Source organism: Streptosporangium heterodermiicola (assembly GCF_051390675.1).
Taxonomy (GTDB): domain Bacteria; phylum Actinomycetota; class Actinomycetes; order Streptosporangiales; family Streptosporangiaceae; genus Streptosporangium.
This window is the reverse complement of record NZ_JBPJSR010000019.1, coordinates 61402-84120: the sequence shown is the minus strand read 5'-3', so window position 1 is coordinate 84120 and position 22719 is coordinate 61402. Positions and strand designations below refer to the sequence as shown.

Genomic DNA, 22719 nt, shown 5'->3' with positions numbered 1-22719 from the left:
CGCGCCACGGGAGGATCCGGGAAGGCGGTCCACTCGTGAAGATCGCCATCATCGGCTCGGGGAACATCGGCACCGACCTGATGTCCAAGGCCCTGCTGTCGGAGAAGGTGGAGGTCGTCGCGATGGCGGGCATCGACCCCGGCTCCGACGGCCTGGCCCGCGCCCGCCGCCGCGGGGTCGCCACCACCCACGAGGGCGTCGAGGGGCTGGTCGCGCTGCCCGGGTTCGCCGAGGTGGACGTCGTCCTCGACGCGACCTCCGCGGGCGCGCACCGGCACAACGACCGGGTGCTCCAGGCTCACGGCAAGCGCGTCATCGACCTCACCCCCGCCGCCGTCGGCCCCTACGTGGTGCCCTCGGTCAATCTGGACACCCACCTCGCCGAGCGGAACCTCAACATGGTCACCTGCGGCGGGCAGGCCACCATCCCGATCGTCGCGGCGGTCGCCTCGCGGGTGCCCGTCCGGTACGCGGAGATCGTCGCCTCGATCTCCTCCCGGTCGGCGGGGCCCGGCACCCGGGCCAACATCGACGAGTTCACCGAGACGACCTCCCGGGCGATCGAGCGGGTCGGCGGAGCGGCGAGGGGCAAGGCGATCATCGTCCTCAACCCGGCCGAGCCGCCGCTGATCATGCGCGACACGGTCTACTGCCTGGTGGACGAGTGCGACGAGACGACCGTGGCGGAGGTGGCGGGCGCCGTGCTGGAGATGGTGGCGCGGGTCAACGGCTACGTGCCCGGCTACCGGCTCAAGCAGGACGTGCAGTTCGAGACGATCCCGGCCGGGGAGCCGCTGCCCGACGGCACCCGCGACGGCGGCGTCAAGGTGACCGTCTTCCTGGAGGTGGAGGGCGCCGCCCACTACCTGCCCGCCTACGCGGGCAACCTCGACATCATGACCGCCGCCGCGCTGCGCACGGCCGAGCGCCTGGCCGAGCTGCCGGACCCGGCCGCCCGTACGGACGCGGAGGTGGGCGCGTGAAGCTGTACATGCAGGACGTGACACTGCGGGACGGCATGCACGCCATCCGGCACCGCTACACCGTCGCCCAGGCCGCCGAGATCGCCGCGGCCCTCGACGCCGCCGGGGTGGCGGCCATCGAGATCGCGCACGGCGACGGCCTCTCCGGGGGGAGCTTCAACTACGGGGCGGGCGCGCACACCGACGACGAGTGGATCGAGGCGGTCGCCGGGGTCGTGCGGCGGGCGAGGCTGACCACCCTGCTGCTGCCCGGCATCGGCACCATCCAGGACCTCAGGCGCGCCCACGCCCTCGGCGTCACCTCGGTCAGGATCGCCACCCACTGCACCGAGGCCGACATCTCCGCCCAGCACATCTCCACCGCGCGCGAGCTCGGGATGGACGTGGCCGGGTTCCTGATGATGTCCCACATGGCCCCCGCCGAGGAGCTGGCCCGGCAGGCCGCGCTCATGGAGTCGTACGGGGCCCACTGCGTCTACGTGACCGACTCCGGCGGCCGGTTGACCATGGACGGGGTGCGGGAGCGGGTCCTGGCCTACCGCTCGGTGCTCGGCGAGGGTACGGAGATCGGCATCCACGCCCACCACAACCTGGGCCTGGGCGTGGCCAACTCGGTCGTCGCGGTGGAGAACGGCACCTACCGGGTGGACGCCTCCCTCGCCGGGATGGGCGCGGGCGCGGGCAACTGCCCGATCGAGGTGTTCGCCGCGGTGGCCGACCTGATGGGCTGGGAGCACGGCTGCGACCTGCACGCCCTGATGGACGCGGCCGACGACCTGGTCAGGCCGTTGCAGGACCGGCCGGTCCGGGTGGACAGGGAGACGCTGACGCTCGGCTACGCGGGGGTCTACTCCAGCTTCCTGCGGCACGCCGAGGCGGCCTCCGCGCGGTACGGCGTCGACACCCGGACCATCCTGACCGAGGCGGGCCGCCGCCGGATGGTGGGCGGCCAGGAGGACATGATCGTGGACATCGCACTGGACCTGGCACGGTCGGCGGAGCGAACGGACCCGGCACGGTCGGAGAAGCAGCCGGACCTGGCGCGGACGGGAGAGCGGTCGTGACCGACGTGCACAAGCTCGCCGCCGTCCTGGACGAGGCCGCCCGTACCGCCCGCGCGGTGCCGAGGCCCGAGCAGGACTACGGGGTCGCCGACGCCTACCGGGTCCAGGAGGAGCTGATCCGGCTCCGCCTGGAGCGGGGGGACCGGCTCGCCGGGGTGAAGCTGGGCTTCACCAGCGAGGGCAAGCGCCGCCAGATGGGCGTGCGCGACATCATCTTCGGCCGGGTGCCGGAGTCGTCGGCCATCCTCGACGGTTCGTACGCGGACATGTCGAGATATATCCATCCGAGAGTGGAGCCGGAGATCGTCTACCTCGTCGGGCGGCGCATCGCGTCGCCGGGCGACGCGCTCGCGCCGGGCGCCATCGCGGCCGTCGCGACCGGCATCGAGGTGATCGACTCGCGCTACGAGGACTTCAGGTTCTCGCTGCCCGACGTGATCGCCGACAACACCTCGGCCGCCGGGTACGCCGTCGGCCCCTGGCAGCCGTACGACCCGTCGCGCTGGAACCTGGGCGTCGTCCTGGAGATCGACGGGCGCGTGGTCCACGCCGGGTCGACCGGCGCGATCCTGGGCGACCCGCGCCGGGCCCTCGCGGAGGCCGCGCGCCTCGCCCTCCAGGCGGGGACGGTCCTGGAGCCGGGCTGGGTCCTCCTCGCGGGGGCCGCCACGCCCGCCGAGCCGCTCGCGCCCGGCGCGCGGGTTCGGGCCGAGATCCAGCACCTGGGCTCGGTCTCGTTCGCCGCCTCCGCGCCGGAACCCGCTCCGAAGGCCCCGGGAACCGTACCGGGTGCTCCGGAACCCGGGGTCCCGGAAGGGGAGGGATCATGAGCGACGGGCTCGTCGTCGCGGGGAAGGCCACGCCGCGAGGCAGGTTCCCGCACGTCAAACGGGCGGGAGACTTCCTGTACGTGTCCGGGACCAGCTCGCGCAGGCCCGACAACACGATCGCGGGAGCGGAGGCCGACGAGTTCGGCACGGTCGCGCTCGACATCGCCGAGCAGACCAGGGCCGTTATAGAGAACATCGGCGACATCCTCAAGGCGGCGGGAGCCGACCTGAGCGATCTCGTGCAGATCACCACCTACCTGGTGAACATCAACGACTTCGGCGGATACAACGCGGTCTACGCGGAGTACTTCGACGAGACCGGCCCGGCGCGCACCACCGTGGCCGTCCACCAACTGCCCCACCCGCACCTGCTCATCGAGATTCAGGCCGTGGCCCACCGACCGGAGGAGCGCCCGTGATCCCGCCCATCGACCTCACCAAGTGGATCGACGAGCACGCCCACCTGCTCAAACCGCCGGTGGGCAACAAGATGGTCTTCGAGGGCGCCAGTGACTTCATCGTCATGGTCGTCGGCGGCCCGAACGCGCGGACCGACTTCCACATCGACCCGTACGAGGAGCTCTTCTACCAGATACGCGGCAACATGCACGTCAACGTGATGACCCCCGGGGGGCCGGAGACCGTGCACGTGCGCGAGGGCCAGATGTGGCTGCTCCCGCCGAACACGCCGCACTCGCCGCAGCGCCCGGAGGAGGGGTCGGTCGGCCTGGTGGTGGAGCGGGTCAGGCCGGAGGGCGTGCTGGAGCGGTTCCTCTGGTACTGCCCGGAGTGCAGCGGCGTGGTCCACGAGGTGGAGCTCCAGGTCCGGGACATCGTGACCGACCTGCCGCCGATCTTCCAGGCGTTCTACGACGACGAGAAGGCGCGCACCTGCGAGAACTGCGGCGCCCCGCACCCCGGCAAGGGACAGTAGTTGATCATCGACGTCCACACGCACCACGTCCCCAAAGGCTGGCCCGATCTGGGCTGGCCGGGGGCGCCCCGGCTCAGGGTCGACTCCGAACGGGAGGCCGTGATCCTGCTCGGGGACCGGGAGTTCCGCCGGATCGCCGACGACTGCTGGAACCCCTCGGTCCGCCTGGAACGGATGGACGCCGACGGGGTGGACGTCCAGGTCGTCTCGCCGACGCCGGTCTTCTTCTCCTACGAGCGCCCGGCGGCCGAGGCCGTACGGGTCGCGAGGGTGTTCAACGACCTGGCGCTGGAGGTCTGCGCCTCCGAGCGGCTGGTGCCGTTCTGCCAGGTGCCGCTCCAGGACCCCGACCTGGCCTGCGCCGAACTCGACCGGTGCCTGGCCGCCGGGCACGCGGGCGTCGAGATCGGCAACCACGTCGGCGACCGCGACCTCGACGACGAGGGGGTCGTCCAGTTCCTCCAGCACTGCGCCTCGGTGGGCGCGCCTGTCTTCGTCCACCCCTGGGACATGGCGGGCGGCCCCCGGCTGGAGCGCTGGATGGCGCAGTGGCTGGTCGGCATGCCCGCCGAGACGCACCTGTCGGTGCTCGCCCTGATCCTGGGCGGTGTCCTCGACCGGGTTCCGGAGACGCTGCGCCTGTGCTTCGCGCACGGCGGTGGCTCGTTCGCCTTCTGGCTCGGCCGGTTCGAGAACGCCTGGCACCGCCGCGACGACCTGGTCGGGGTCTCGGAGTTCCCCCCGTCGCACTATCTCGGCCGGTTCAGCGTGGACTCGGTCGTGTTCGACGAGCGGGCGCTGCGGCTGCTGGTCGACACGATGGGGGAGGACGGGGTGATGCTCGGCTCCGACTTCCCCTACCCGCTGGGCGAGTCGCCGGTGGGCTCGCTGGTCCGCCGGGCCGGGTTCCTCTCCGACACCGCCCGCGCCAAGCTGCTCGGCGGCAACGCCACCCGGTTTCTCGGCCGCTGATCGGGAAGGACGCCGATCGGCGAGGAAGCTGATCGAGTAGGACGCCGATCGGGGAGGAATGCCATGAAATCCGGCATTGACGGCATTATGGGAGGGTTGCCAGGAGCCTAAACCGGGAGACGATTCGTGGCCATCAGCCGTGCGGAGTGTGTCGCGCTCGACGCCGCCGACCCCCTCAAGGACGTCAGGGACGAGTTCGTCCTGCCCGACGGGACGATCTACCTGGTCGGCAACTCCCTCGGCGCCCCGCCGAGGACCGCCACGGCGGCGGTGACGCGGACCGTGGAGCAGGAGTGGGGAGGCCGCCTGGTCGGCGCCTGGAACACCTCCGGCTGGTTCGACCTCCCGCTCACCACGGGCGACCGGCTCGCCCCGCTGATCGGCGCGGGCCCCGGCCAGGTGGCGGTGGGCGACACCACCTCGATCGCCGTCGTCAAGGCCGTGTCCGCCGCCCTGAGGCTGCGTCCCGGGCGCCGGGTCGTCGTCTCGGACCTGGCCAACTTCCCCACCGACCGTTACGTGGTCGAGGGGCTGGCCGAGGCGCTGGGCGGCTACGAGATCCGCGACGTCACCGGCGTCGACGACCTCGCCGCCGCCCTCTCCGACGAGGTCGCGTGCGTGCTGCTGTCGGAGGTGGACTACCGGACCGGGGCCCGCCACGACACGGCGACGGTCACCGCGCTGGTCCAGGAGGCGGGCGCGCTGATGATCTGGGACCTGTGCCACAGCGCCGGCGCCTACCAGGTGGACGTCTCGGCGGCCGACTTCGCGGTCGGCTGCACCTACAAGTATCTGAACGGCGGCCCCGGATCCCCGGCCTTCGTCTACGTCCACCCGCGCCACCAGGCCGAGGCGCGGCCCATGCTGACCGGCTGGCACGGCCACGCGGCGCCGTTCGCGTTCGAGCCCGGCTTCCGTCCCGCCGACGGCATCCGGCGCTTCACCGTGAGCACCCCGCACGTGCTGTCCTTCGCCTCGCTCAACGCCTCGCTCGACATCTGGGAGCGCGTCGACCTGGCCGCCGTACGGGCCAAGAGCGTGGCGCTGAGCTCGATCTTCATCGAGCTCGTCGAGGAGCTCTGCGCGCCGTACGGGCTGGAGCTGGTCTCGCCCCGCGACCCGGAGCGCAGGGGCAGCCAGGTCAGTTTCGGTCATCCCGACGGCTATCCGGTCATGCGCGCCCTGATCGACCGTGGCGTCCACGGCGACTTCCGGGCTCCCGACGTCCTCAGGTTCGGGTTCGCGCCGCTCTACATCCGCTTCGCGGACGCCTACGACGCGGCCGTGGTCCTGGCCGAGGTGCTGGAGAAGGAACACTGGCGCGACGACCGCTACGCCGGCCGTCTCACCGTCACCTGAGGGGGACTCGTCGCCCGGTGGGGCCTGTCACCGGGCGAGGCGCCTCCTGACCCGCCGGGCGGCCCGTCGTGCGGGGAGCCGGGGGGCTCAGCCGCGGAGCCGGGGAACCGGGGGCTCAGCGCCTGCTCAGCCGGCGTCCCCTGAACATCGGGTGGTCGGTCTCCCAGTATCTCCAGCCCTCCACCCGCGCGGGGACGCTGGCCACCCCGGCGGCGATCTTGCGTACCCGGCAGTCGTAGATCTCGCGCCATGCCGAGAAGCCCACCCGGTAGCCGAAAACGCGGTACCACATGTTTCCGTACTTGCCGTCGGTGACCGCCCGCTCGTATTCGTGTCCGGTCTCGACGATGTATTCCTCGGCGAGCAGCGGGTTCACCATGTTGCGCAACTGGCGGATCAATTCGTCCCTGTCGATCTCGCCGATTCTCTCCCTTTCGATTTCCATCTCGGCGTACACGCGATGCTGCCGGGTGACCGAAACCGTCATCGTGCCGCCGGGGCCGTCGATGAAGCGCGTACGGGGGACGAAGAAATTCCTCGGCCTGAAGGAATGGAACCTGAAGAAGGACCTCGGCTTGCATTTCTTGCGCGCCTGCTCCAGAAGCGAGTGGCGAGGGCCGTCGTCGTCATCGTCATCGTCGTCATCGTCGTCACCGTCGGTGCCGAAGTCGGTGCCGGTGCCGGTGTCGGTCTCGCTGTTGGGACCGGTGGCGGTCTCGGTGTCGGTGTCGTCGGGGCCGGCGTTGCTGGTGGTGGTGCTGGTCGACGTGACGGACGACGTCGAGTCAGGGGGCGGGTCGCCGAGCGCGGACGCGGCGGCGGGCGAGGAGGCGGCGACGACGAGGGTCACGGAGAGCGATCCGGCCAGGGCCAGCATCGCCGTTCCTTTCCCCGGCCGGCGTCCCTTTCGCCGGTCACGCACGATCGCGGCGCTCGTTTGAAGGTCGGGGGTGAGCATGGGGACACCATTCCCTTCGAGACGTGGTCCGTGGCCGCGACCAATCCGCTGACCGAAATACGGCTTTTGCCGATGCGCCGAGCCACTCAGCGTGACAGTGATGATGCTTACAGTCGTGATTGACGGTCATGTGATGCCACGCCGAGACCCAGTCCACCGAATAGGGAAAGGGCGAGTGAAAAGGGGTCCGGAGCGATTGCCCCCGCGTGCCGGGTCGTCGCCGTTCCGCGAGGGCGCGTGGAACCTGGCGTCGGAGCCGGCCCCGCTCTTCCGTGAGGGCGCGTGGAACCCGGTGTCAGGGTCGGTTCGGCCTCCCGGTCCGGTTCGGCCGTCCGGGCTCGGACGGGACCGGACGGTTCGGCGGTTCAGGGGCGCGGGAGGCTCCGCAGGTTCGCCTTCGCCATGTCGATCATGCGCCCGACCCCGCCGTTGAGCACGATCTTGCCCGCGGCCAGGGCGAACCCCTTCACCTGCGCCCGGCTGATGTTCGGCGGCATGGCCAGCACGTCCGGGTCGGTGACCACGTCCAGGAGGAAGGGCCCGGGGGTCGCGAAGGCCGTGGCCAGGGCCTCCCGTACGTCCGAGGGGTCCTCGACCCGCAACGACCCGATCCCGGCCGCGGCGGCGATCGCCGCGTAGTCGACGGGAGCGTGATCGGTGCCGAAGTCGGGCATCCCGTCCACCATCATCTCCAGCTTCACCATGCCGAGCGAGGAGTTGTTGAACACCACGGTCTTCACCGGCAGGTCGTGCAGCCGGACGGTGAGAAGCTCCCCGAGGAGCATGGCGAGCCCGCCGTCCCCGGAGAGCGAGACGACCTGCCGGCGCCGGTCGGTGAACTGGGCGCCGATGGCGTGCGGGAGGGCGTTGGCCATGCTCCCGTGCCAGAACGAGCCGATCACCCGGCGGCGCCCGTTGGGGCTGAGGTAGCGGGCCGCCCAGACGGTGCACATCCCGGTGTCCACGGTGAACACCGCGTCGTCGGCGGCGAGCTCGTCGATCAGGTTCGCGACGTACTCGGGGTGGATCGGCAGGTGGTGCTCGATGTCGTGGGTGTACGCCTCCACGACGTGCTCCAGCGCCTTCAGGTGCCTGCCCAGCATCCTGTCGAGGTGGCGGCGGTCCGTCTTCTGGGCGACGTGGGGCAGCACCGCGCGGATCGTCGCGCCGACGTCGCCGTGCACGGCCAGCTCCAGCGGGGTCCTGCGGCCCAGCCGCGTCGCGTCGTGGTCGATCTGGACCGTACGCGAGCCCGGCAGGAAGTCGTCGTAGGGGAAGTCGGTCCCGGCCAGCACCACCAGGTCGGCCTCGTGCGTCGCCTCGTAGCAGGATCCGTACCCGAGCAGCCCGCTCATCCCCACGTCGTACGGGTTGTCGTACTGGATCCACTCCTTGCCGCGCAGCGCGTGCCCGACCGGTGCCAGGACGCGTCCGGCCAGCGCCATGACCTCGTCGCGGGCGTGGCGCGTCCCGGCGCCGCAGAACAGCATCACCTTCTCGGCGCGGTTCAGCGCCGCCGCCAGCTCGGCCACCTGGTCGGGGTGCGGGACGACCGTGCCGGTCCTGGTCAGGAAGTCGTGCTCGCCGGTGGGCCGGGCGGCGGGCAGGTGCGCCACGTCGCCGGGAAGCACGACGACCGAGACGCCGCCGAGGCCGATCGCCTGCTGGACGGCGATACGGAGCACCCGGGGCATCTGCTCGGGAGTGCTGATCATGTCGCAGAAGTGGCTGCACTCCACGAACAGGCGCTCGGGGTGGGTCTCCTGGAAGAAGCCCGTGCCGATCTGCGCGGAGGGGATGTGCGAGGCCAGCGCGAGCACCGGGGCGCCGCTGCGGTGGGCGTCGTAGAGCCCCTGGGCCAGGTGGGTGTTGCCGGGCCCGCAGCTGCCCGCGCAGACCGCCAGGCGCCCGGTGACCTGCGCCTCGGCCGCGGCGGCGAACGCCCCGGCCTCCTCGTTGCGCACGTGGATCCACTCGATGCCGCCGGCCTTCCTGACGGCGTCGACCACCGGGTTCAGGCTGTCGCCCACCACCCCGTAGATCCGTTCCACCCCGGCCTGGCGGAGAACCTCGATGAACTGCTCGGCGACGGTCGCCATGGTGCCCCCTCGTGTCTGGCGTCACCGGGGTACCTCACCGTATTTCGCCGGATCACTCAGGAATCACTCCCGGTCACCCACGGTCACCCCTGGAGGAGGTGCCCGACCAGGTGCTCGGAGACCGCCTCCGGTCGCTCGACGTTCGCCAGGTGGGCGGCTCCGGGCAGGACGACCAGCCGGGAGCCGGGGATCCCCTCGGCGATCCGCCGCGCGTGCCCGGGCGGCGTGGCGGGGTCGTCGGCCCCGGCGAGCACGAGCGTGGGCGCCGAGAGCGGGGAGCGCCCGTGGCCGCGGTGATCGAAGCGGACGACCCTGAAGTGCCCGGTCAGCGCCTCCATCTGCGGATCCCACATCTCCAGCGTGGTGCCCAGGGAACCGGCCAGCACGAGCGGCCGGCCGTCGGCGGGTCCTTCGATCTCGTGATACAGCATTGTTCACCTGTCGCACATAAGTTCTTTATCCGGACATATTGTAGCTCGGAGGATACGTTCTCCAGAGAAGATGGCCAGGTCCGGCCGGAGGCCTGTCACTTTCCGTGGCGCCCTACCTACCATGCGGCGAGGTAACCGCTCTTGGAAGGGTCCAAATGACCGGGCAGAACCCAGCGACCGCCTCCGACTACGTGTTCGACAACGACGGGGACCACTCGTCCGACCAGCACCACTATCTCGCGCGGCTGCTCGATCCGCTCACCTTCGAACGCCTCGCCCTCACCGGTGTCGGCCCCGGCTGGGACTGCCTGGAGGTCGGGGCCGGCGGGGGCAGCGTGGCCCTCTGGCTGGCCGAACGGGTGGCACCGGGCGGGCGGGTGCTGGCGACCGACATCAAGCCGGGCCTGATCCCGTCCAGGCCGGGGCTGACCGTGGCCCGCCACGACGTCGTCACCGACCCGCTGCCGGAGGGCGCGTTCGACCTCGTCCACGCCAGGCTCGTGCTCAGCCACCTGCCGAGGCGCCACGAGGTCCTGCGACGCCTGCGGGCCGCGCTGCGGCCCGGTGGCTGGCTGCAGCTCGACGAGATCGACATCACCCGCTGGGTGGCGCCGCCCCTCTCCGGAGGGCGCGAGGGAGAGGTGTACGCGGCCTACGTCACGGCGATGGCCCGGGTGCTGAGCGCGGGCGGCGGCGATCCGACCTGGGGCGGCTCAGCCGCGCGGGACATGGCGGCGGCGGGTCTGGCCGACGTCGACCAGGCGCGCTGGACCGAGGTGTGGGAGCGAGGCTCCGCCGGGCTCGGCCTGCTGATCAGCAACAGCCACCACCTGGAGGACCACCTGCTGGAGGCGGGGATGACCCTCGGGCAGCTCCGGAAGGTCCGGGAGGTCATGTCGGCACCGGGTTTCAGCGCCCCCTCCTTCGAGATCCACTCGATCCTCGGCCGCAGGGCCCGCGACGACTGAGTGCCACGCGGGGAGCGCGACCATGACCGCCTGCCCGTGGCTGCCTGTGGCTGCCTGTGGCGCGAGAGCGGCGACGACCGCCGGCGGGTTGGTGGCCGGTGTGGCGAGCGAGGGTCACGCGGAATTCGTGACGGCCGGGGACCGGGCACGCGGGTGAGGCGCACCGGTTGTGGTAGGTGGGAAGGTTGGGGGTAAAGGTCCTGGCATGACGGTCACGGGCCTCACCGCGCGCATCTCCAGGGAGTGGACGCGTGCCCGCCGTCGCCACGGCCGGCTGGACCATCTGGTGCGGGCCGGGGTGCGCTACGACGAGGTGGACGCCGGACGGCTCTCCGCGGCGCTCACCTACTACTCCTTCTTCGCCGTGTTCGCGCTGGGGCTGCTCGGTTTCGCCGTCATCGGGCAGGTCCTCGACGATCCGCAGGTGGTGCGTGCCGTCGAGGGTTACCTCTCGGAGAACCTCCCCCGCCTGGACGTACAGGCGCTGCAGAGCGCCAGGGCCACGGCCGGGGCGATCGCCTTCGTCGGCCTGCCGCTCACCGGCCTGTTCTGGATGGACGCCCTGCGCTCGGCGATCAGGGCCATCTGGCGGATCGAGGAGTACCCGGGCCGCTTCGTGATGCGCCAGGTCATCGACCTGGGGGTGATGGCCGGTCTGGGACTGCTGCTGTCGGCCTCGCTCGCGGTGGCCTTCGTCGCGGAGACGGTACTGAACTGGTTGTTCCTGCACACGGTGGGCGTCGACGACACGCTGTCGCGGTGGCTGCTGTCGGCGGCCGCGTTCGTGATCGGACTGGCCGTCAACACCCTGCTGGCGATCGCCCTGCTCTGCGGCCCGCCGCGCCTGCGGCTGTCGCCGCGCCGGGTCATCCCGCCCGCTCTGCTCATCACCGCGGGGCTGGAGGTCCTCAAGTCCCTGGGCCAGGTCTATCTGGAGATGACCGTGGGCAACCCCGCCTACCACGTCGTCGCCGGTGCCGTCGGGATGCTCGTCTTCCTCAAGATCCTCAACCAGCTGATCCTCTTCGCGGCGGCGCTCACCGCCACCGGCGAGGGCACCATGATCGACCTGGCCGCCCGCCGCGCCCGCTCCGAGGCCGCCCGCGAGGCCGGGACCGCCCGTGAGGCCGAGGTCGCTCGTGAGGCCGAGGTCGTAGGTGACGCCGGGACCGCCCGTGGGGCTGATCCGGACGTCTCACGGGGGCCCGTGGGCGATGCTCCGAAGATCTCGCGGAGGCCGGTGGGCGGTTCTTCCGCACCCTCCCTGTCCGCCCCTCGCGACGGTCCGTAAGAGAGCCGGCTCCGCGACACGCCGAATCTCGCGTCTCATGTTTCGGCCATTTACCGGCGCTGTGATCTGTGTCACCCTCCATAACAAAGCTCTAGAAGCGGATTCTAGATTTTGGCTACAGGAAGGCCGGCGCATGGTCGACACGCCCACCACCCCACGCCTGAAACTCGGAGCGCCCCGCAACGGGGAGGTCGACGCCGGGTCCCGTGCCCCCTACGGCTGGGCGCCCCTGGCAGTGCTCTTCATCGTCGGGCTGGTCGACCGCATCGAGTTCAACCTGCTGTCCGGGGTGCTGCCGCTCATCCAGGCCGAGTGGGGCTTCGGCGACACCGTCGCCGGGTCCATACCGACCGCCTCCGCCCTGGCGGCCGCGCTCGTCGCGCTGCCCGCCGGGTACCTCGCCGACCGGCGCAGCCGTACCCGGATCATCGCCGTCGTCGTCTTCTGCTGGGCCCTGGCCACGCTCGGCTCGGGACTGGCCACCGGGTTCGCGATGTTCTACGCGATGCGCGTCTTCCTCGCCGCCGCCGAGAGCATCGACAACCCGGCCGCGGGCAGCCTCCTGGCCGACTACTACCCCCCGGCCACCCGCGCCCAGGCCTACGGCTGGACCCGCGTGACCGCCTATCTGGGAGGCGTCGGCACGCTGCTCGGCGGCGTGCTCGCGGAGGCGTTCGGCTGGCGCAGCGCGTTCCTGATCATGATCGTGCCGGGCGTGCTCACCGCGCTCCTCGTGTGGCGGCTGAACGAGCCCGTCAGGGGCCACCTCGACCGGCTGGTCGCCAACGCGGCCCCCACCGGCAGCGGCAACGGCGCCGAACCCGTTATCGGCGCCGACTCCGGTCTCGCCACCGCCGAGGCGCCCGCTCCCAAGCCGCCGTTCGCCCGCCAGCTCCGCGAGGTCCTCACCATCCGCACCCTGCTCGCGGTCTCCGTCGGCCTGATGCTGCTCAGCCTGGGCCTCGCCGGGGTCTTCTACTGGCTGCCGTCGCTGCTGGTGCGCAACTTCGGCATCGGCCCCGCCGCCGCGGGTTCGCTGAGCGGTCTCATGACCATCGTCGGCGTGGTCTCGGGAACCCTGATCGGCTCGTGGCTCGGCCGCCGCTGGCACGGCACCCGCAAGGGCGGCAGGCTCCTGGCGGGCGGCGGGGGCATCACGGCCGGGTCGGCCGTCCTGGCCGCCGCGCTCTCGATGGACTCCCTGGCCACCTTCTGCGTGGTGGTCACGGCCTCCAGCGTGCTGATGTCGATGGCCATCCCCAACCTGACAGCCTCGCTCGCCGACGTGATCGGCGCGGCTTCCCGCGGCCTCGGTTTCGCCGTCCTCCAGGTCCTCATCACCGCGGGGGCGGCGTTCGGGCCGCTGGTCGTCGGCATCGCCTCCGACGGCACCGGCTCGCTCATCTCCGCCATGTACGTCCTCATCGTGCCCATGGTGATCGGCGGCCTGCTCACCCTGGCCGCGCGCGGCTTCTTCGAGAGCGACGCGCGGCGGGTCCTCGAAGCGGCCCGTCGCTGACCCCGGCCCGCCGCTCCCCCCGCCCCCGCTCCGCCGCCGACTCCGGCCCCGGCACCGGCCGCCCACCTCGGTTCGGCCGTCCGTCACCGGACGGGCGGCCTCCGGACGGCGCCGGATGGTGACGGAATAATCTCAATCCGTGGTGGCGGTGAAGGGGCACCCGCTCGCCGACGGCACCCGGTGTGAGCTGGGTCGTTGCCGAAAATCCCGGTTTTTACGGGGTTGCGGTCGCGCGGCGCACCGTGAACATTGATACCCAATATTCGCTCCGGTGGCTTGAAGCGCGATATGTCCCATGGGCATAGTGTGTCGAATCACACACGCACCAGTCGCGGCGTGCGACCGCGGGGCACCTTAACGCCCGCGGCTGTCGGCCACGCGCAGGAACCGCGGATTGGACAAGTCGAATGAGTTCCCCCCCTCCGATTCGCTCGAAGATCCTCCGGATCCTCATCCTCCCCGTGCTGTCGTTGATCGTCCTGTGGGCGTTCGTCGCCTACTCGACCGTCGCGCAGGTCGCCGGCATCGCCCAGACCCAGACCCGCTGGCAGGTGCTCGGGGTGCCGATGCGGCAGCTGATCGTCGAGATCCAGCGGGAACGCCAGCTCTCCGCCGACGCGGCCGGTGCCACCGCCAAGAGCGGGCCGCTCGCCGACCAGCGGCGGGTCACGAACGGCAAGCTGGACCTGGTGCGCCAGGCGATCGCCTCCGCCGCGGCCTACGAGCCCGGCAACGCCCCGAAGGACGTGCGGTCGCTGGAGGCGGCCATGGACGGCCTCGTCCAGGTCCGCACCTTCGCCGACAGCGGTTCGATCACCGCCATCCAGGTCACCGACGGCTACAACGAGTTCATCAGCGTCGCCAACCGGCAGTTCGGTGACATCGCCGCGATCGCCGACCTGACGTCCTTCCGCAACGTCCGCGGCATGGGCGCCTACAGCACCACCGGCGAGTACGCGGGCCGGGAACACGCCGTGCTCACCGCCGCGATGAAGCGCGGCGAGATGACGCCCGCCGAGCACGCCGCCTTCGTCTCGGCGATGACCAGCCGGAGGAACTACCTCGTCTACGCGGAGCGGGACATGAGTCCCGACCTGCGGGCGGACTACGAGACGTTCGCGCAGAACCCCGCCTACCTGCGGTTCAAGGCCCACGAGGACAGGATCTTCTCGTGGAACCTCATCGGTAAGCCTCCGCTGGACGCCGCCGAGTGGAAGCGTGACGCCGAGACCGTTCTCGCCGCCGTCAACAAGCAGAGCGTGCAGGCGCTGGCCCGCTCCACGGCCAGGGGCGACGACCTCAGGAACGCGGCCGCCCTGCGGATCGGGCTGACCCTGGGGCTGGGCCTGCTCGCGATCATCATCTCGATCGTGGTCTCCTACCGGTTCGGCCGGTCCCTGATCGCCGAGCTGAAGCGGCTCCAGGCGTCGGCCGTGGAACTCGCCGAGGAGCGGCTGCCCCGGCTGGTCGAGCGGCTGCGCAAGGGCGAGGACGTGGACCCGGCGACCGAGGCCCCCGAGCTGGCCCCGGCGAACACCGCCGAGGTCGACCGCGTCGTGAACGCCTTCTCCAGCGTGCGGCGTACCGCGGTGGAGGCCGCGGTCGGCCAGGCCACGCTCCGCAAGGGCGTCGGCATGGTCTTCCTGAACCTCGCCTGGCGCAACCAGGCGCTGCTGCACCGCCAGCTCACGCTCCTCGACACGATGGAGCGCCGCGTCGAGGAGCCGGAGACCCTGGAGGGTCTCTTCAAGCTCGACCACCTGACCACCCGCATGCGGCGGCACGCGGAGAACCTGATCATCCTGTCCGACGCGGCCCCGGCCCGCAGGTGGCGCGACCCGGTGCCGATCTTCGACGTGGTGCGCAGCGCCGTGCTTGAGGTCGAGGACTACACCCGCGTCACCGTGCTTCCCATGCCGCAGGCGCCGCTGCTGGTCGGCGCCGCGGTCACCGACGTGATCCACCTCATCGCCGAGCTGGTGGAGAACGCCACCATCTTCTCGCCGCCGAACACCATGGTGCACGTGCGGAGCATGGTCGCGGCCAACGGCTTCGCGCTGGAGGTCGAGGACCGGGGCCTGGGACTGAGCCAGGCCAGCCTCGACGAGCTCAACGCCAAGCTCGCCGATCCGCCGGAGTTCGACCTGGCCGACAGCGACCGGCTCGGCCTGTTCGTCGTGGCCAGGCTCGCCGCCCGGCACGGGATCAAGGTCGTGCTGCGCCCCTCGCCGTACGACGGCACCACCGCGATCGTGCTGCTGCCGCAGAACCTGCTCGCCACCTGCGCGTCGCTGGCCGCCGAGGGCGTGTACCCACGCCAGGGCGGCGCGCACGCGGGCGGGCCCGTCCGGGCACTGAGCGCGTCCCCGGAGGAGTGGCCCAAGGTCCTGCCCGGTACGCGGGAGGAGGTGACGGCGACCGCTCCCGAGACCACGCAGAGCTGGTTCCCCACCCAGGACCGTCGCGAGGCTCCGGCGTCCCCGAACGGGTCCTCGACCGCTTCCAACGGGTCCCTGAACGGCTCCCCGAACGGTTCTCCGACGCCGGTGCGGCGGGCCGTGTTCGTACCCGACACCGACGACGACCTGGACGGGCTGCCGATGCGGGTACGGCAGGCTAATCTGGCCCCTCAGCTCCGCCAGACGCGTTCCCCCGAGAGGCGCGACATCACCGCGCGAACTCCCGAGGAGCTCTCAAACCTCATGTCGTCCATGCAACGAGGCTGGCAGCAGGGCCGCAGCCAGGCCGAGCAGGAACTGGACGTGTGGAAGCGAAAGGATGGCCACTCCGATGCCCGACCCCAGATCTGAACTGAGCTGGTTGCTCGACGACCTGACCCAGCGGGTCACCGGTATCCGGCACGCCATCGTGCTGTCCGCCGACGGCCTGGCGATGGGCGGTTCCCGGGAGCTGACCCGGGAGGACGCCGAGCATCTGTCCGCCATCTCGGCGGGAAGCCACAGCCTCGCGCTGGGCGCGGGGCGGCACTTCGGCCTCGGCGGCGTGCGGCAGACCATCATCGAGATGGAGGGCGGCTTCCTGTTCGTCACCGCGGCGGGACAGGGAGCCAGGCTGGCCGTGCTGGCCGCGGGCGACGCCGAACTGGGCATGGTGACCTACGAGATGGCGCTGCTGGTCAAGCGTGTCGGCGAGCACCTGTCCTCGCAGCCGAGGGGAGCTGCCCCGGCACCGGCCTGGAATGGTGCGAGGACGTGACGGGAGAGGATCCCGGGCCCCTCGTCAGGCTCTTCGGGGTGACCGGCGGCCGGGCTCGTCCGGTCGGGGAGAGCTTCGACCTGGTGGCCATCGTCACGACCGTCGAGATGCCCTTCGAACCGGTCGGGCTGATGCCCGAGCATCTCGACCTGCTGTCCACCTGCCGCCGGCCCACCCCCGTGGCGGACGTCGCAGCGCACCTCAAGCTGCCGCTCAACATCACCCGCGTCCTCCTCAGCGAGCTCCGACGCGAGGGCCTGCTCACCATCGACAGGCCCCGGCCGATGGGGAAGACGATCGACGAACGCATATACAGGGAAGTGCTGCATGGAATACGCGGCCTCTGAGCCGGGGATGACCCCGGCCGACAGCCCGGCCATGGCCATCAAGATCCTCGTCGCCGGTGGTTTCGGGGTCGGCAAGACGACCATGGTCGGCACGATCAGCGAGATCAGGCCCCTGCACACCGAGGAACTGCTGAGCGAGCGCGGCATCTACGTGGACGACACCGCGGGGGTGGAGTCCAAGATCACCACGACCGTCGCGCTGGACTTCGGCCGGATCACCATCCGCGACGGGCTCTGGCTCTACCTGTTCGGCACCCCGGGCCAGGACAGGTTCTGGTTCATGTGGGACGAGCTGTCCGTCGGCGCCCTCGGCGCGGTCGTGCTCGCCGACACCCGCCGCCTGCAGGACTGCTTCCCCGCCGTGGACTACTTCGAGCAGCGCGGGCTCCCATTCGTCGTCGCGGTCAACTGCTTCGACGGCGCGCGGCGGCACGACCCGATCAAGGTACGGCGGGCGCTGGGCCTGGACGGGGTGGCCCCGATCATCCTTTGTGACGTGCGCAGGCGCGACTCGGTCAAGGAGGTGCTGACCACGCTGGTCACCTACTCGGCGGGAGGCGCCTTCCAGACGGCTCACGCGGGCGCCTGACGCCCGGGCCTCCTTCCCTCCCCTCCGTCGAGTCCGCCGGGGCCGGGGGCCTGGTCGCCCTTCAGGGCCTCTCCGGTCCGCCGGCCGAGTCCCCGGCCCTCTCGCCGGGTTCCCCGGTTCTTTCGCCGCGTTCCTCGGTCCGCTCGCCGCGTTCCTCGGTCCGCTCGCCGCGTTCCTCGGTCCGCTCGTCGCGTTCCCTGTCACGCTCGTCGCGCCTCCTGTCGCGCTCTCCCAGGAGCCGCGCGGTCTCCTCGGAGACCTCGGTGGCCAGCACGGCCGACACGACGTCGACCAGGTGGCTGGTGAAGAGCCGGTCGTCCTTGCCCTCGGGCCCGGCGGCGCGGCGGGCCAGCTCCACGTACGTGACCCGGATCGCCATGAAGCGCTGGTGCAGGCGGCGCAGGGCGACCTCGGACAGCAGCGGGGCCACGAGCTCGCGCCACCGGTCGACGCTCTGCCCCGGGTCCGTGCTCCGCGTGGCGGGGAGGGGCGTGCGCTGGACGAGCTGCTCCATGATCCGCAGATAGTGCCGGCCGCCGTCGGGGTCGGCCAGCTTGGCGGCCATCGGCCGTACCAGCGCGGCGGCGAGGGTGCGGCGGGCCTCGGCCTCCGGGAGGGCGCCCCGGGACTCGTACTCGTCGAGCAGCTGGTGGCGGCGCGCCTCGATCTCGGGATGGTGCTTGGCGAGCACCGCGCCCAGCAGGCCCGCGCGGTCACCGAAGTGGTACTGCAGCGCCGTCGAGTTGCGCTGCCCGGCGGCGCCGTTGATCTCGCGGAGCGACACGCCGTCGATCCCGCGCTCGGCGAACAGCCGCTCGGCCGCCGCGACCAGGCGCCTGCCGGTCGCTTCCGGGTTAGGGGGCATGCGTGTTCCTGCCTTGCCGGTGGATGTGACGATCGCTAGGGTAATAATGCATGTGTATCAAATCATGAAGCAGTCGCATCAAGGTCGCGGCACACCCGCCCGGCGGCCCATCGGACCTGTAGGACCTGTCAGCCGCCGCTAAGGGGAGGACCCCATGGCCATCGACTTCACCCTCGCCCCCGAGCACGAGGAGATCCGCCGCCGCGTGCGGGTCTTCGTGCGGGAGACCATCATCCCGGCCGTCAGTGGTTTCGACGACCTCGACGACACGGAGAAGGTGACCTCGCGCGACGAGTACATCCGGGTCATCTTCGAGTTGCGCGGCAAGGCGCGGGCAGAGGGGCTGTGGCTGCCGCACATGCCGAAGGAGTGGGGCGGCATGGGCCTCGGCCACGTCGAGCTCGCCATGGTGCAGTCGGAGGCGGCCAAGACCCGGCTCGGGCCGTGGGTCCTCAACTGCTCGGCACCCGACGAGGGCAACATGCACACGCTGCTGCACTGGGGGACCGACGAGCAGAAGGAGAAATACCTCAAGCCACTGCTCAAGGGTCACAAGATGTCGTGCTTCGCGATGACCGAGCCGGAGGTGGCCGGTTCCGACCCCACGCTCATCCGTACCCACGCCGTCCAGGACGGCGAGGAGTGGGTCATCAACGGCCACAAGTGGTTCATCTCCAACGCCCGTCGTTCGAGCTTCGCCATCCTCATCGCCAAGACCGAGCTCGACGTGCCCGAGGGTTCGCGCGGCGGCAACACGGCCTTCCTCGTCGACCTCCCGCAGGAGGGGTGGAACGACGTCCGCGAGGTCGAGACGATGCACGGCTCCACCGGTCACAGCGAGATCGTCATCACCAACCTGCGCGTGCACGACAGCCAGATCCTGGGCGGGCGCGGCAACGGCCACCGGCTCGGCCAGTACCGCCTGGGCCCGGCGCGGCTGGCGCACTGCATGCGCTGGATCTCCCAGGCCGAGACGGCGCTCGACATGATGGTCGACCGCGCGCTCAACCGCTACAGCCACGGGTCGCTGCTCGCCGAGAAGCAGGGCGTCCAGTGGCTGATCGCCGACTCGGCCATGGAGCTGTACCAGTGCAAGCTGATGGTCCTGCACGCCGCCTCGAAGATCGACAGGGGTGAGGACTTCAGGACCGAGGTCTCGATGTCGAAGCACTTCGTGGCCAACAGCCTCAACCGGATCGTCGACCGGGCGATCCAGGTGCACGGCGCGCTCGGCTACTCGACCGACACCCCGCTGGCCAAGATGCTCCAGCACGCCCGCTGGGCCCGCTTCGCGGACGGGGCCGACGAGATCCACCAGATGCGCATCGCCGAGCGTACGATCGCGGCGTACCGGAGCACGGGCTCGACCAACGCCGCCACCGGAGGGTTGCCACTGTGAGTACCGACAAAACAGGCGGGTTCACCGGAGCGGGCGGCGGGGGCGGGCTGCTCAGCGGCCTGGGAGGGGAGATCCCGGCGGAGGCGTTCAACGTGGTCCGCGGTGACGATCTGGAGGGGAAGGTCGCCCTCGTCACCGGCGGCGGCAACGGCATCGGCGCGGGCGTGGCCCGGCGGCTGGCCGAGGGCGGGGCCCGCCTCGTCCTCGCCGACATCGACGACGTCGCGGGCGGGAGGCTCGCCGACGAGCTGGGCGCGACGTACGTCCACTGCGACGTGTCGCGGCTGGAGGACAACGAGGCGGCGGTGGCGACCGCGGTCGAGCGGTACGGCAGGCTCGACCTCGCCTTCCTCAACGCGGGCATCGCCTCGGGCTTCGGGCTGGGCGAGGACTTCGACGTCCGCCGCTACCGCCTGGCGATGGGCGTCAATCTCGACGGCGTCGTCTTCGGGACGCACGCCGCCCTCCCGGCCCTGCGCGCGGCCGGTGGCGGCACGATCGTGGCGACCGCGAGCATGGCGGGCATCGTCGGCATCCCGTCCGACCCCGTCTACGCCGCCAACAAGCACGCCGTCGTCGGCCTCGTCCGCTCGCTCGGCGAGGACCTCCGGCCGAGGGGGATCAGGGTGCATGCACTCTGCCCGTCGTTCGCCGACACCGCGATCCTCGGCGAGGGCAAGGCCGTGCTGGAGCGGCTCGGCTTCCCGATCCTGGACGTCTCGTCCGTCGTCGACACGTTCTTCCGGCTGCTCGACAGCGACGGCACCGGCGAGTGCTGGTTCGTCATCCCGGGCCGCGAGAGCGAACCCTTCACCTTCCGCCGCGTCCCGGGCCCACGATCCTGAGCCGGTTCCGGGGTGGATTCGGCGTGTCAGGTGGCTGGAGACGCCGCCTCCCACAGCGCGGACAGCGGAAGAGCGCGCATCCGGTCTCCGGATGGAAGTGTTTCCTGTCCCGCGTAGAGGACGTATCCGGCGATGAGCCGGTCGCCGAGTTCGCGGGTCAAGTGCTGAAGCCCTCTGTGGAAGGTTTGCCGGATTTTCCGGGCTTGTCTGTCGAGGGATGAGTCGACGAGTTCGGTGGGCGACTGTGTTCGGTTGAAAGCAGAGCGCGACGAGGAAGTGGTCCATAGCATCAACGCTATAAGCCGGGGTACCGTAGAACTGGAGCCGGAAGTTCGGAAGTGGCTTGAAAGCCTGCCTGTGGCATTGTTCGCGAGGGCGGCCTTCTACGTCGATCTGCTTGCGGCGGAAGGAGTTCCGCTGGGGGAGCCTTACACGAAGCAGCTTGACGGCAAGCTACGTGAGCTCCGGTTTCACCTTGACGATTTCGCCGTGCGCATCACCTACTGGATCGCACCTCATCGCCGGATTGTGCTCTTGACCGTGTTTCACAAGACGCGGATGCGTGATGACCGTGAGATCGAGCGGGCCCGGCGAGCCATGCGCCGCTGTGCCGAACTGGCGCACACTGTCGACGAGGAAGAAGAAACAGCATGAGCGAGCAGGGGAGCTGGCGAGAGCTCAGAGGTCGCCGGATGAGCGAGCCGGGCGCGGCTGAGGCCCATGAGGCCACGCGTCTCGCCTACGAACTCGGCAAGACGGTCCGGGGGATGCGCGAGGGGCGAGGCTGGAGCCAGAATGACCTGGCTCGTGCGGCGGCCATGACACAGTCGGCCGTGGCGCGGTTCGAGGCGGGCGGGACCGTCCCCACGTTGCCGGTTCTGGAGCGTCTGGCGCGCGCCCTGGACGCGGATGTCGAGGTTCGCCTGACGCCACGGGCTCCCGCCGCTTGAGCCGAGGTCTCGATGACGACGGGAAACCTTTGTCATGCCGCCGGCACTCAGCGCGGTGACCTGGTCGCCGCCCGCACCGGCCTGACCGATCAGCTACCCGCACTGCCGGGAGTCCACCGGCCGGGGTGACGGCCTGCTCACCGCCGTCGAAGCGGCGAGGTTCCCCCGTAGTCCGGACCTGCGGCATTCCTGGCCGTGGTTCACGCCGGTCTCCGGGCATACCTAGACGCTGGTGCCTTCGGCGACGGCGAGCCGTCTCGTCGCGGATCGGGGAGAGCCGTACGGGGTGTCGAGGTGAGGTCTCCCCCGGTCGGCACTCCCGTGTCAGACGGCCCCGGCTTCCTGACATCTCGCGTGCGCCCGACTCGCCGCCGCCTGCGGAAGCAGGCTTCTCCTCACCGCCGACGGCGCTTTCCTTGTTTCCCGATCCCAGAACAAAGGAATGTCGGCCCGGCGCTGAACGAAGGCTATATAGAAAATATGCGGCCCATCCATAGTCTTCACCCAGTCAGGCGGCAAACGGGCGAATAATTCGGCTCGTGAAGCGTCGCAACCTTTCTGTGATCCCACGGGGGAAATCAAAGATGAACAAGGTAATTCGTTCGCTGACCGTCACGGCGGGTGCCGTCGCCGCGCTGATGTCCTTCGGCGCCGCTGCCCAGGCCTCGGCGGGGACGTCCACGATCATGGCCGCGAAGGTGAGCTGCAACGCCCCCGGGACCGGCAACACCACCGTTTGGGGCAACTGCAAGAACACCGGCACCACGGCCGGCAAGGCAAGCCTGGTGTACTGGTGCGTCAACGCCATCGGCGGGGGCTCGAAGCAGTACAGCACCACGAAGAGCGTCCCGGCCGGCAAGACGGTCAAGTTCGTGGGCGAGTGCACTTTCAAGGCCCGCAACCCCTACTTCAAGATCGGCTGATCCCACCCGATCCCGCGGGGCGTCCCCGTCACGGTGACGCCCCGCATCCTGATTCACGGACGCGGGAGCGCCACACATCCCTGTACGGGGTGGGTGGCGCTCCCGTGTCCGTACGGGTGCGGAGGCGATGAGGATTCGCCCGTCTACCACAGGCCACGACGCACTTACCTGGTTGCG

The 22719-nt window shown here is 70.7% G+C and carries 23 protein-coding genes; 19 read left to right on the top strand and 4 right to left on the bottom strand.

Going from position 1 to position 22719, the window contains the following annotated elements; genetic code table 11:
• The first annotated feature begins 35 nt into the window (after window positions 1-35).
• The 7 genes from ACSC1Q_RS32875 to kynU all read left to right on the top strand — a co-directional run bounded on the left by ACSC1Q_RS32875 (window position 36) and on the right by kynU (window position 6142).
• Window positions 36-983: an acetaldehyde dehydrogenase (acetylating) gene (locus tag ACSC1Q_RS32875; protein ID WP_436762592.1), complete on the top strand. Its 948-nt coding sequence runs from the start codon at window positions 36-38 to the stop codon at window positions 981-983.
• Window positions 980-2047 (top strand): 4-hydroxy-2-oxovalerate aldolase, encoded by a 1068-nt coding sequence (gene dmpG / locus ACSC1Q_RS32870; protein ID WP_436762591.1) that lies wholly within the window; start codon window positions 980-982, stop codon window positions 2045-2047. Before ACSC1Q_RS32875 ends, dmpG begins: the two co-directional genes overlap by 4 nt.
• Complete coding sequence (locus ACSC1Q_RS32865) at window positions 2044-2877, top strand: 2-keto-4-pentenoate hydratase (protein WP_436762590.1); 834 nt, start codon at window positions 2044-2046, stop codon at window positions 2875-2877. Before dmpG ends, ACSC1Q_RS32865 begins: the two co-directional genes overlap by 4 nt.
• Window positions 2874-3296 carry a RidA family protein gene (locus ACSC1Q_RS32860; RefSeq protein ID WP_436762589.1) on the top strand — a complete coding sequence of 141 codons (423 nt, stop codon included), beginning with the start codon at window positions 2874-2876 and terminating at the stop codon, window positions 3294-3296. Before ACSC1Q_RS32865 ends, ACSC1Q_RS32860 begins: the two co-directional genes overlap by 4 nt.
• The gene (locus ACSC1Q_RS32855) at window positions 3293-3811 is read left to right on the top strand and encodes a 3-hydroxyanthranilate 3,4-dioxygenase (protein ID WP_436762588.1); all 519 of its coding nucleotides are present in this window, start codon (window positions 3293-3295) and stop codon (window positions 3809-3811) included. Before ACSC1Q_RS32860 ends, ACSC1Q_RS32855 begins: the two co-directional genes overlap by 4 nt.
• Complete coding sequence (locus ACSC1Q_RS32850) at window positions 3812-4783, top strand: amidohydrolase family protein (RefSeq protein WP_436762587.1); 972 nt, start codon at window positions 3812-3814, stop codon at window positions 4781-4783.
• A 126-nt stretch (window positions 4784-4909) separates the two neighbouring features.
• The gene (gene kynU, locus ACSC1Q_RS32845; protein WP_436762586.1) at window positions 4910-6142 is read left to right on the top strand and encodes a kynureninase; all 1233 of its coding nucleotides are present in this window, start codon (window positions 4910-4912) and stop codon (window positions 6140-6142) included.
• A 115-nt stretch (window positions 6143-6257) separates the two neighbouring features.
• Here kynU and ACSC1Q_RS32840 read toward each other — a convergent pair whose 3' ends face one another.
• The 3 genes from ACSC1Q_RS32840 to ACSC1Q_RS32830 form a co-directional block, all read right to left on the bottom strand.
• Window positions 6258-7019 (bottom strand): hypothetical protein, encoded by a 762-nt coding sequence (locus ACSC1Q_RS32840; RefSeq protein WP_436762585.1) that lies wholly within the window; start codon window positions 7017-7019, stop codon window positions 6258-6260.
• Window positions 7020-7465: 446 nt separating this feature from the next.
• Window positions 7466-9199 carry a pyruvate dehydrogenase gene (locus ACSC1Q_RS32835; RefSeq protein ID WP_436762584.1) on the bottom strand — a complete coding sequence of 578 codons (1734 nt, stop codon included), beginning with the start codon at window positions 9197-9199 and terminating at the stop codon, window positions 7466-7468.
• A gap of 83 nt (window positions 9200-9282) precedes the next feature.
• Entirely contained in the window at window positions 9283-9630 is a 348-nt protein-coding gene (locus ACSC1Q_RS32830; protein WP_436762583.1) for an alpha/beta fold hydrolase, read from the bottom strand.
• A 155-nt stretch (window positions 9631-9785) separates the two neighbouring features.
• Here ACSC1Q_RS32830 and ACSC1Q_RS32825 point away from each other — a divergent pair, with 155 nt between their 5' ends.
• From ACSC1Q_RS32825 to ACSC1Q_RS32795, 7 genes are all read left to right on the top strand, one after another.
• Window positions 9786-10598 carry a class I SAM-dependent methyltransferase gene (locus ACSC1Q_RS32825; RefSeq protein WP_436762582.1) on the top strand — a complete coding sequence of 271 codons (813 nt, stop codon included), beginning with the start codon at window positions 9786-9788 and terminating at the stop codon, window positions 10596-10598.
• A gap of 205 nt (window positions 10599-10803) precedes the next feature.
• Window positions 10804-11889 carry a YihY/virulence factor BrkB family protein gene (locus tag ACSC1Q_RS32820; RefSeq protein ID WP_436762581.1) on the top strand — a complete coding sequence of 362 codons (1086 nt, stop codon included), beginning with the start codon at window positions 10804-10806 and terminating at the stop codon, window positions 11887-11889.
• A gap of 133 nt (window positions 11890-12022) precedes the next feature.
• The gene (locus ACSC1Q_RS32815) at window positions 12023-13408 is read left to right on the top strand and encodes an MFS transporter (protein WP_436762580.1); all 1386 of its coding nucleotides are present in this window, start codon (window positions 12023-12025) and stop codon (window positions 13406-13408) included.
• 461 nt (window positions 13409-13869) lie between these two features.
• Complete coding sequence (locus tag ACSC1Q_RS32810; protein ID WP_436762579.1) at window positions 13870-16218, top strand: sensor histidine kinase; 2349 nt, start codon at window positions 13870-13872, stop codon at window positions 16216-16218.
• Window positions 16199-16624 (top strand): roadblock/LC7 domain-containing protein, encoded by a 426-nt coding sequence (locus tag ACSC1Q_RS32805; protein WP_436762578.1) that lies wholly within the window; start codon window positions 16199-16201, stop codon window positions 16622-16624. Before ACSC1Q_RS32810 ends, ACSC1Q_RS32805 begins: the two co-directional genes overlap by 20 nt.
• Window positions 16621-16971 carry a DUF742 domain-containing protein gene (locus ACSC1Q_RS32800; protein ID WP_350972445.1) on the top strand — a complete coding sequence of 117 codons (351 nt, stop codon included), beginning with the start codon at window positions 16621-16623 and terminating at the stop codon, window positions 16969-16971. Before ACSC1Q_RS32805 ends, ACSC1Q_RS32800 begins: the two co-directional genes overlap by 4 nt.
• Complete coding sequence (locus tag ACSC1Q_RS32795) at window positions 16952-17560, top strand: GTP-binding protein (RefSeq protein WP_436762577.1); 609 nt, start codon at window positions 16952-16954, stop codon at window positions 17558-17560. The genes ACSC1Q_RS32800 and ACSC1Q_RS32795 overlap by 20 nt, the downstream gene beginning before the upstream one ends.
• A gap of 61 nt (window positions 17561-17621) precedes the next feature.
• Here ACSC1Q_RS32795 and ACSC1Q_RS32790 read toward each other — a convergent pair whose 3' ends face one another.
• Complete coding sequence (locus ACSC1Q_RS32790; RefSeq protein ID WP_436762576.1) at window positions 17622-18425, bottom strand: TetR/AcrR family transcriptional regulator; 804 nt, start codon at window positions 18423-18425, stop codon at window positions 17622-17624.
• Between the two features lie 154 nt (window positions 18426-18579).
• Here ACSC1Q_RS32790 and ACSC1Q_RS32785 point away from each other — a divergent pair, with 154 nt between their 5' ends.
• The 5 genes from ACSC1Q_RS32785 to ACSC1Q_RS32765 all read left to right on the top strand — a co-directional run bounded on the left by ACSC1Q_RS32785 (window position 18580) and on the right by ACSC1Q_RS32765 (window position 22542).
• Window positions 18580-19824 carry an acyl-CoA dehydrogenase family protein gene (locus tag ACSC1Q_RS32785; RefSeq protein ID WP_436762575.1) on the top strand — a complete coding sequence of 415 codons (1245 nt, stop codon included), beginning with the start codon at window positions 18580-18582 and terminating at the stop codon, window positions 19822-19824.
• Entirely contained in the window at window positions 19821-20669 is an 849-nt protein-coding gene (locus tag ACSC1Q_RS32780) for an SDR family oxidoreductase (RefSeq protein WP_436762574.1), read from the top strand. The genes ACSC1Q_RS32785 and ACSC1Q_RS32780 overlap by 4 nt, the downstream gene beginning before the upstream one ends.
• Before the next feature lie 252 nt (window positions 20670-20921).
• Entirely contained in the window at window positions 20922-21323 is a 402-nt protein-coding gene (locus tag ACSC1Q_RS32775) for a type II toxin-antitoxin system RelE/ParE family toxin (RefSeq protein WP_436762573.1), read from the top strand.
• Window positions 21320-21619: a helix-turn-helix domain-containing protein gene (locus tag ACSC1Q_RS32770; protein WP_436762572.1), complete on the top strand. Its 300-nt coding sequence runs from the start codon at window positions 21320-21322 to the stop codon at window positions 21617-21619. Before ACSC1Q_RS32775 ends, ACSC1Q_RS32770 begins: the two co-directional genes overlap by 4 nt.
• A 584-nt stretch (window positions 21620-22203) precedes the next feature.
• A complete protein-coding gene (locus ACSC1Q_RS32765) occupies window positions 22204-22542 on the top strand; it encodes a hypothetical protein (RefSeq protein WP_436762571.1) in 339 nt (112 codons plus the stop codon).
• Window positions 22543-22719: the final 177 nt, after the last annotated feature.

Coding starts and splice junctions, on each gene's coding strand:
- ACSC1Q_RS32790 (WP_436762576.1), bottom strand. CDS start 18,425: ATGCCCCCTAACCCGGAAGCGACCGGCAGGCGCCTGGTCGCGGCGGCC.
- ACSC1Q_RS32805 (WP_436762578.1), top strand. CDS start 16,199: ATGCCCGACCCCAGATCTGAACTGAGCTGGTTGCTCGACGACCTGACC.
- ACSC1Q_RS32795 (WP_436762577.1), top strand. CDS start 16,952: ATGGAATACGCGGCCTCTGAGCCGGGGATGACCCCGGCCGACAGCCCG.
- ACSC1Q_RS32825 (WP_436762582.1), top strand. CDS start 9,786: ATGACCGGGCAGAACCCAGCGACCGCCTCCGACTACGTGTTCGACAAC.
- ACSC1Q_RS32765 (WP_436762571.1), top strand. CDS start 22,204: ATGAACAAGGTAATTCGTTCGCTGACCGTCACGGCGGGTGCCGTCGCC.
- ACSC1Q_RS32860 (WP_436762589.1), top strand. CDS start 2,874: ATGAGCGACGGGCTCGTCGTCGCGGGGAAGGCCACGCCGCGAGGCAGG.
- ACSC1Q_RS32820 (WP_436762581.1), top strand. CDS start 10,804: ATGACGGTCACGGGCCTCACCGCGCGCATCTCCAGGGAGTGGACGCGT.
- ACSC1Q_RS32770 (WP_436762572.1), top strand. CDS start 21,320: ATGAGCGAGCAGGGGAGCTGGCGAGAGCTCAGAGGTCGCCGGATGAGC.
- ACSC1Q_RS32840 (WP_436762585.1), bottom strand. CDS start 7,019: ATGCTGGCCCTGGCCGGATCGCTCTCCGTGACCCTCGTCGTCGCCGCC.
- ACSC1Q_RS32830 (WP_436762583.1), bottom strand. CDS start 9,630: ATGCTGTATCACGAGATCGAAGGACCCGCCGACGGCCGGCCGCTCGTG.
- ACSC1Q_RS32815 (WP_436762580.1), top strand. CDS start 12,023: ATGGTCGACACGCCCACCACCCCACGCCTGAAACTCGGAGCGCCCCGC.
- ACSC1Q_RS32835 (WP_436762584.1), bottom strand. CDS start 9,199: ATGGCGACCGTCGCCGAGCAGTTCATCGAGGTTCTCCGCCAGGCCGGG.
- ACSC1Q_RS32785 (WP_436762575.1), top strand. CDS start 18,580: ATGGCCATCGACTTCACCCTCGCCCCCGAGCACGAGGAGATCCGCCGC.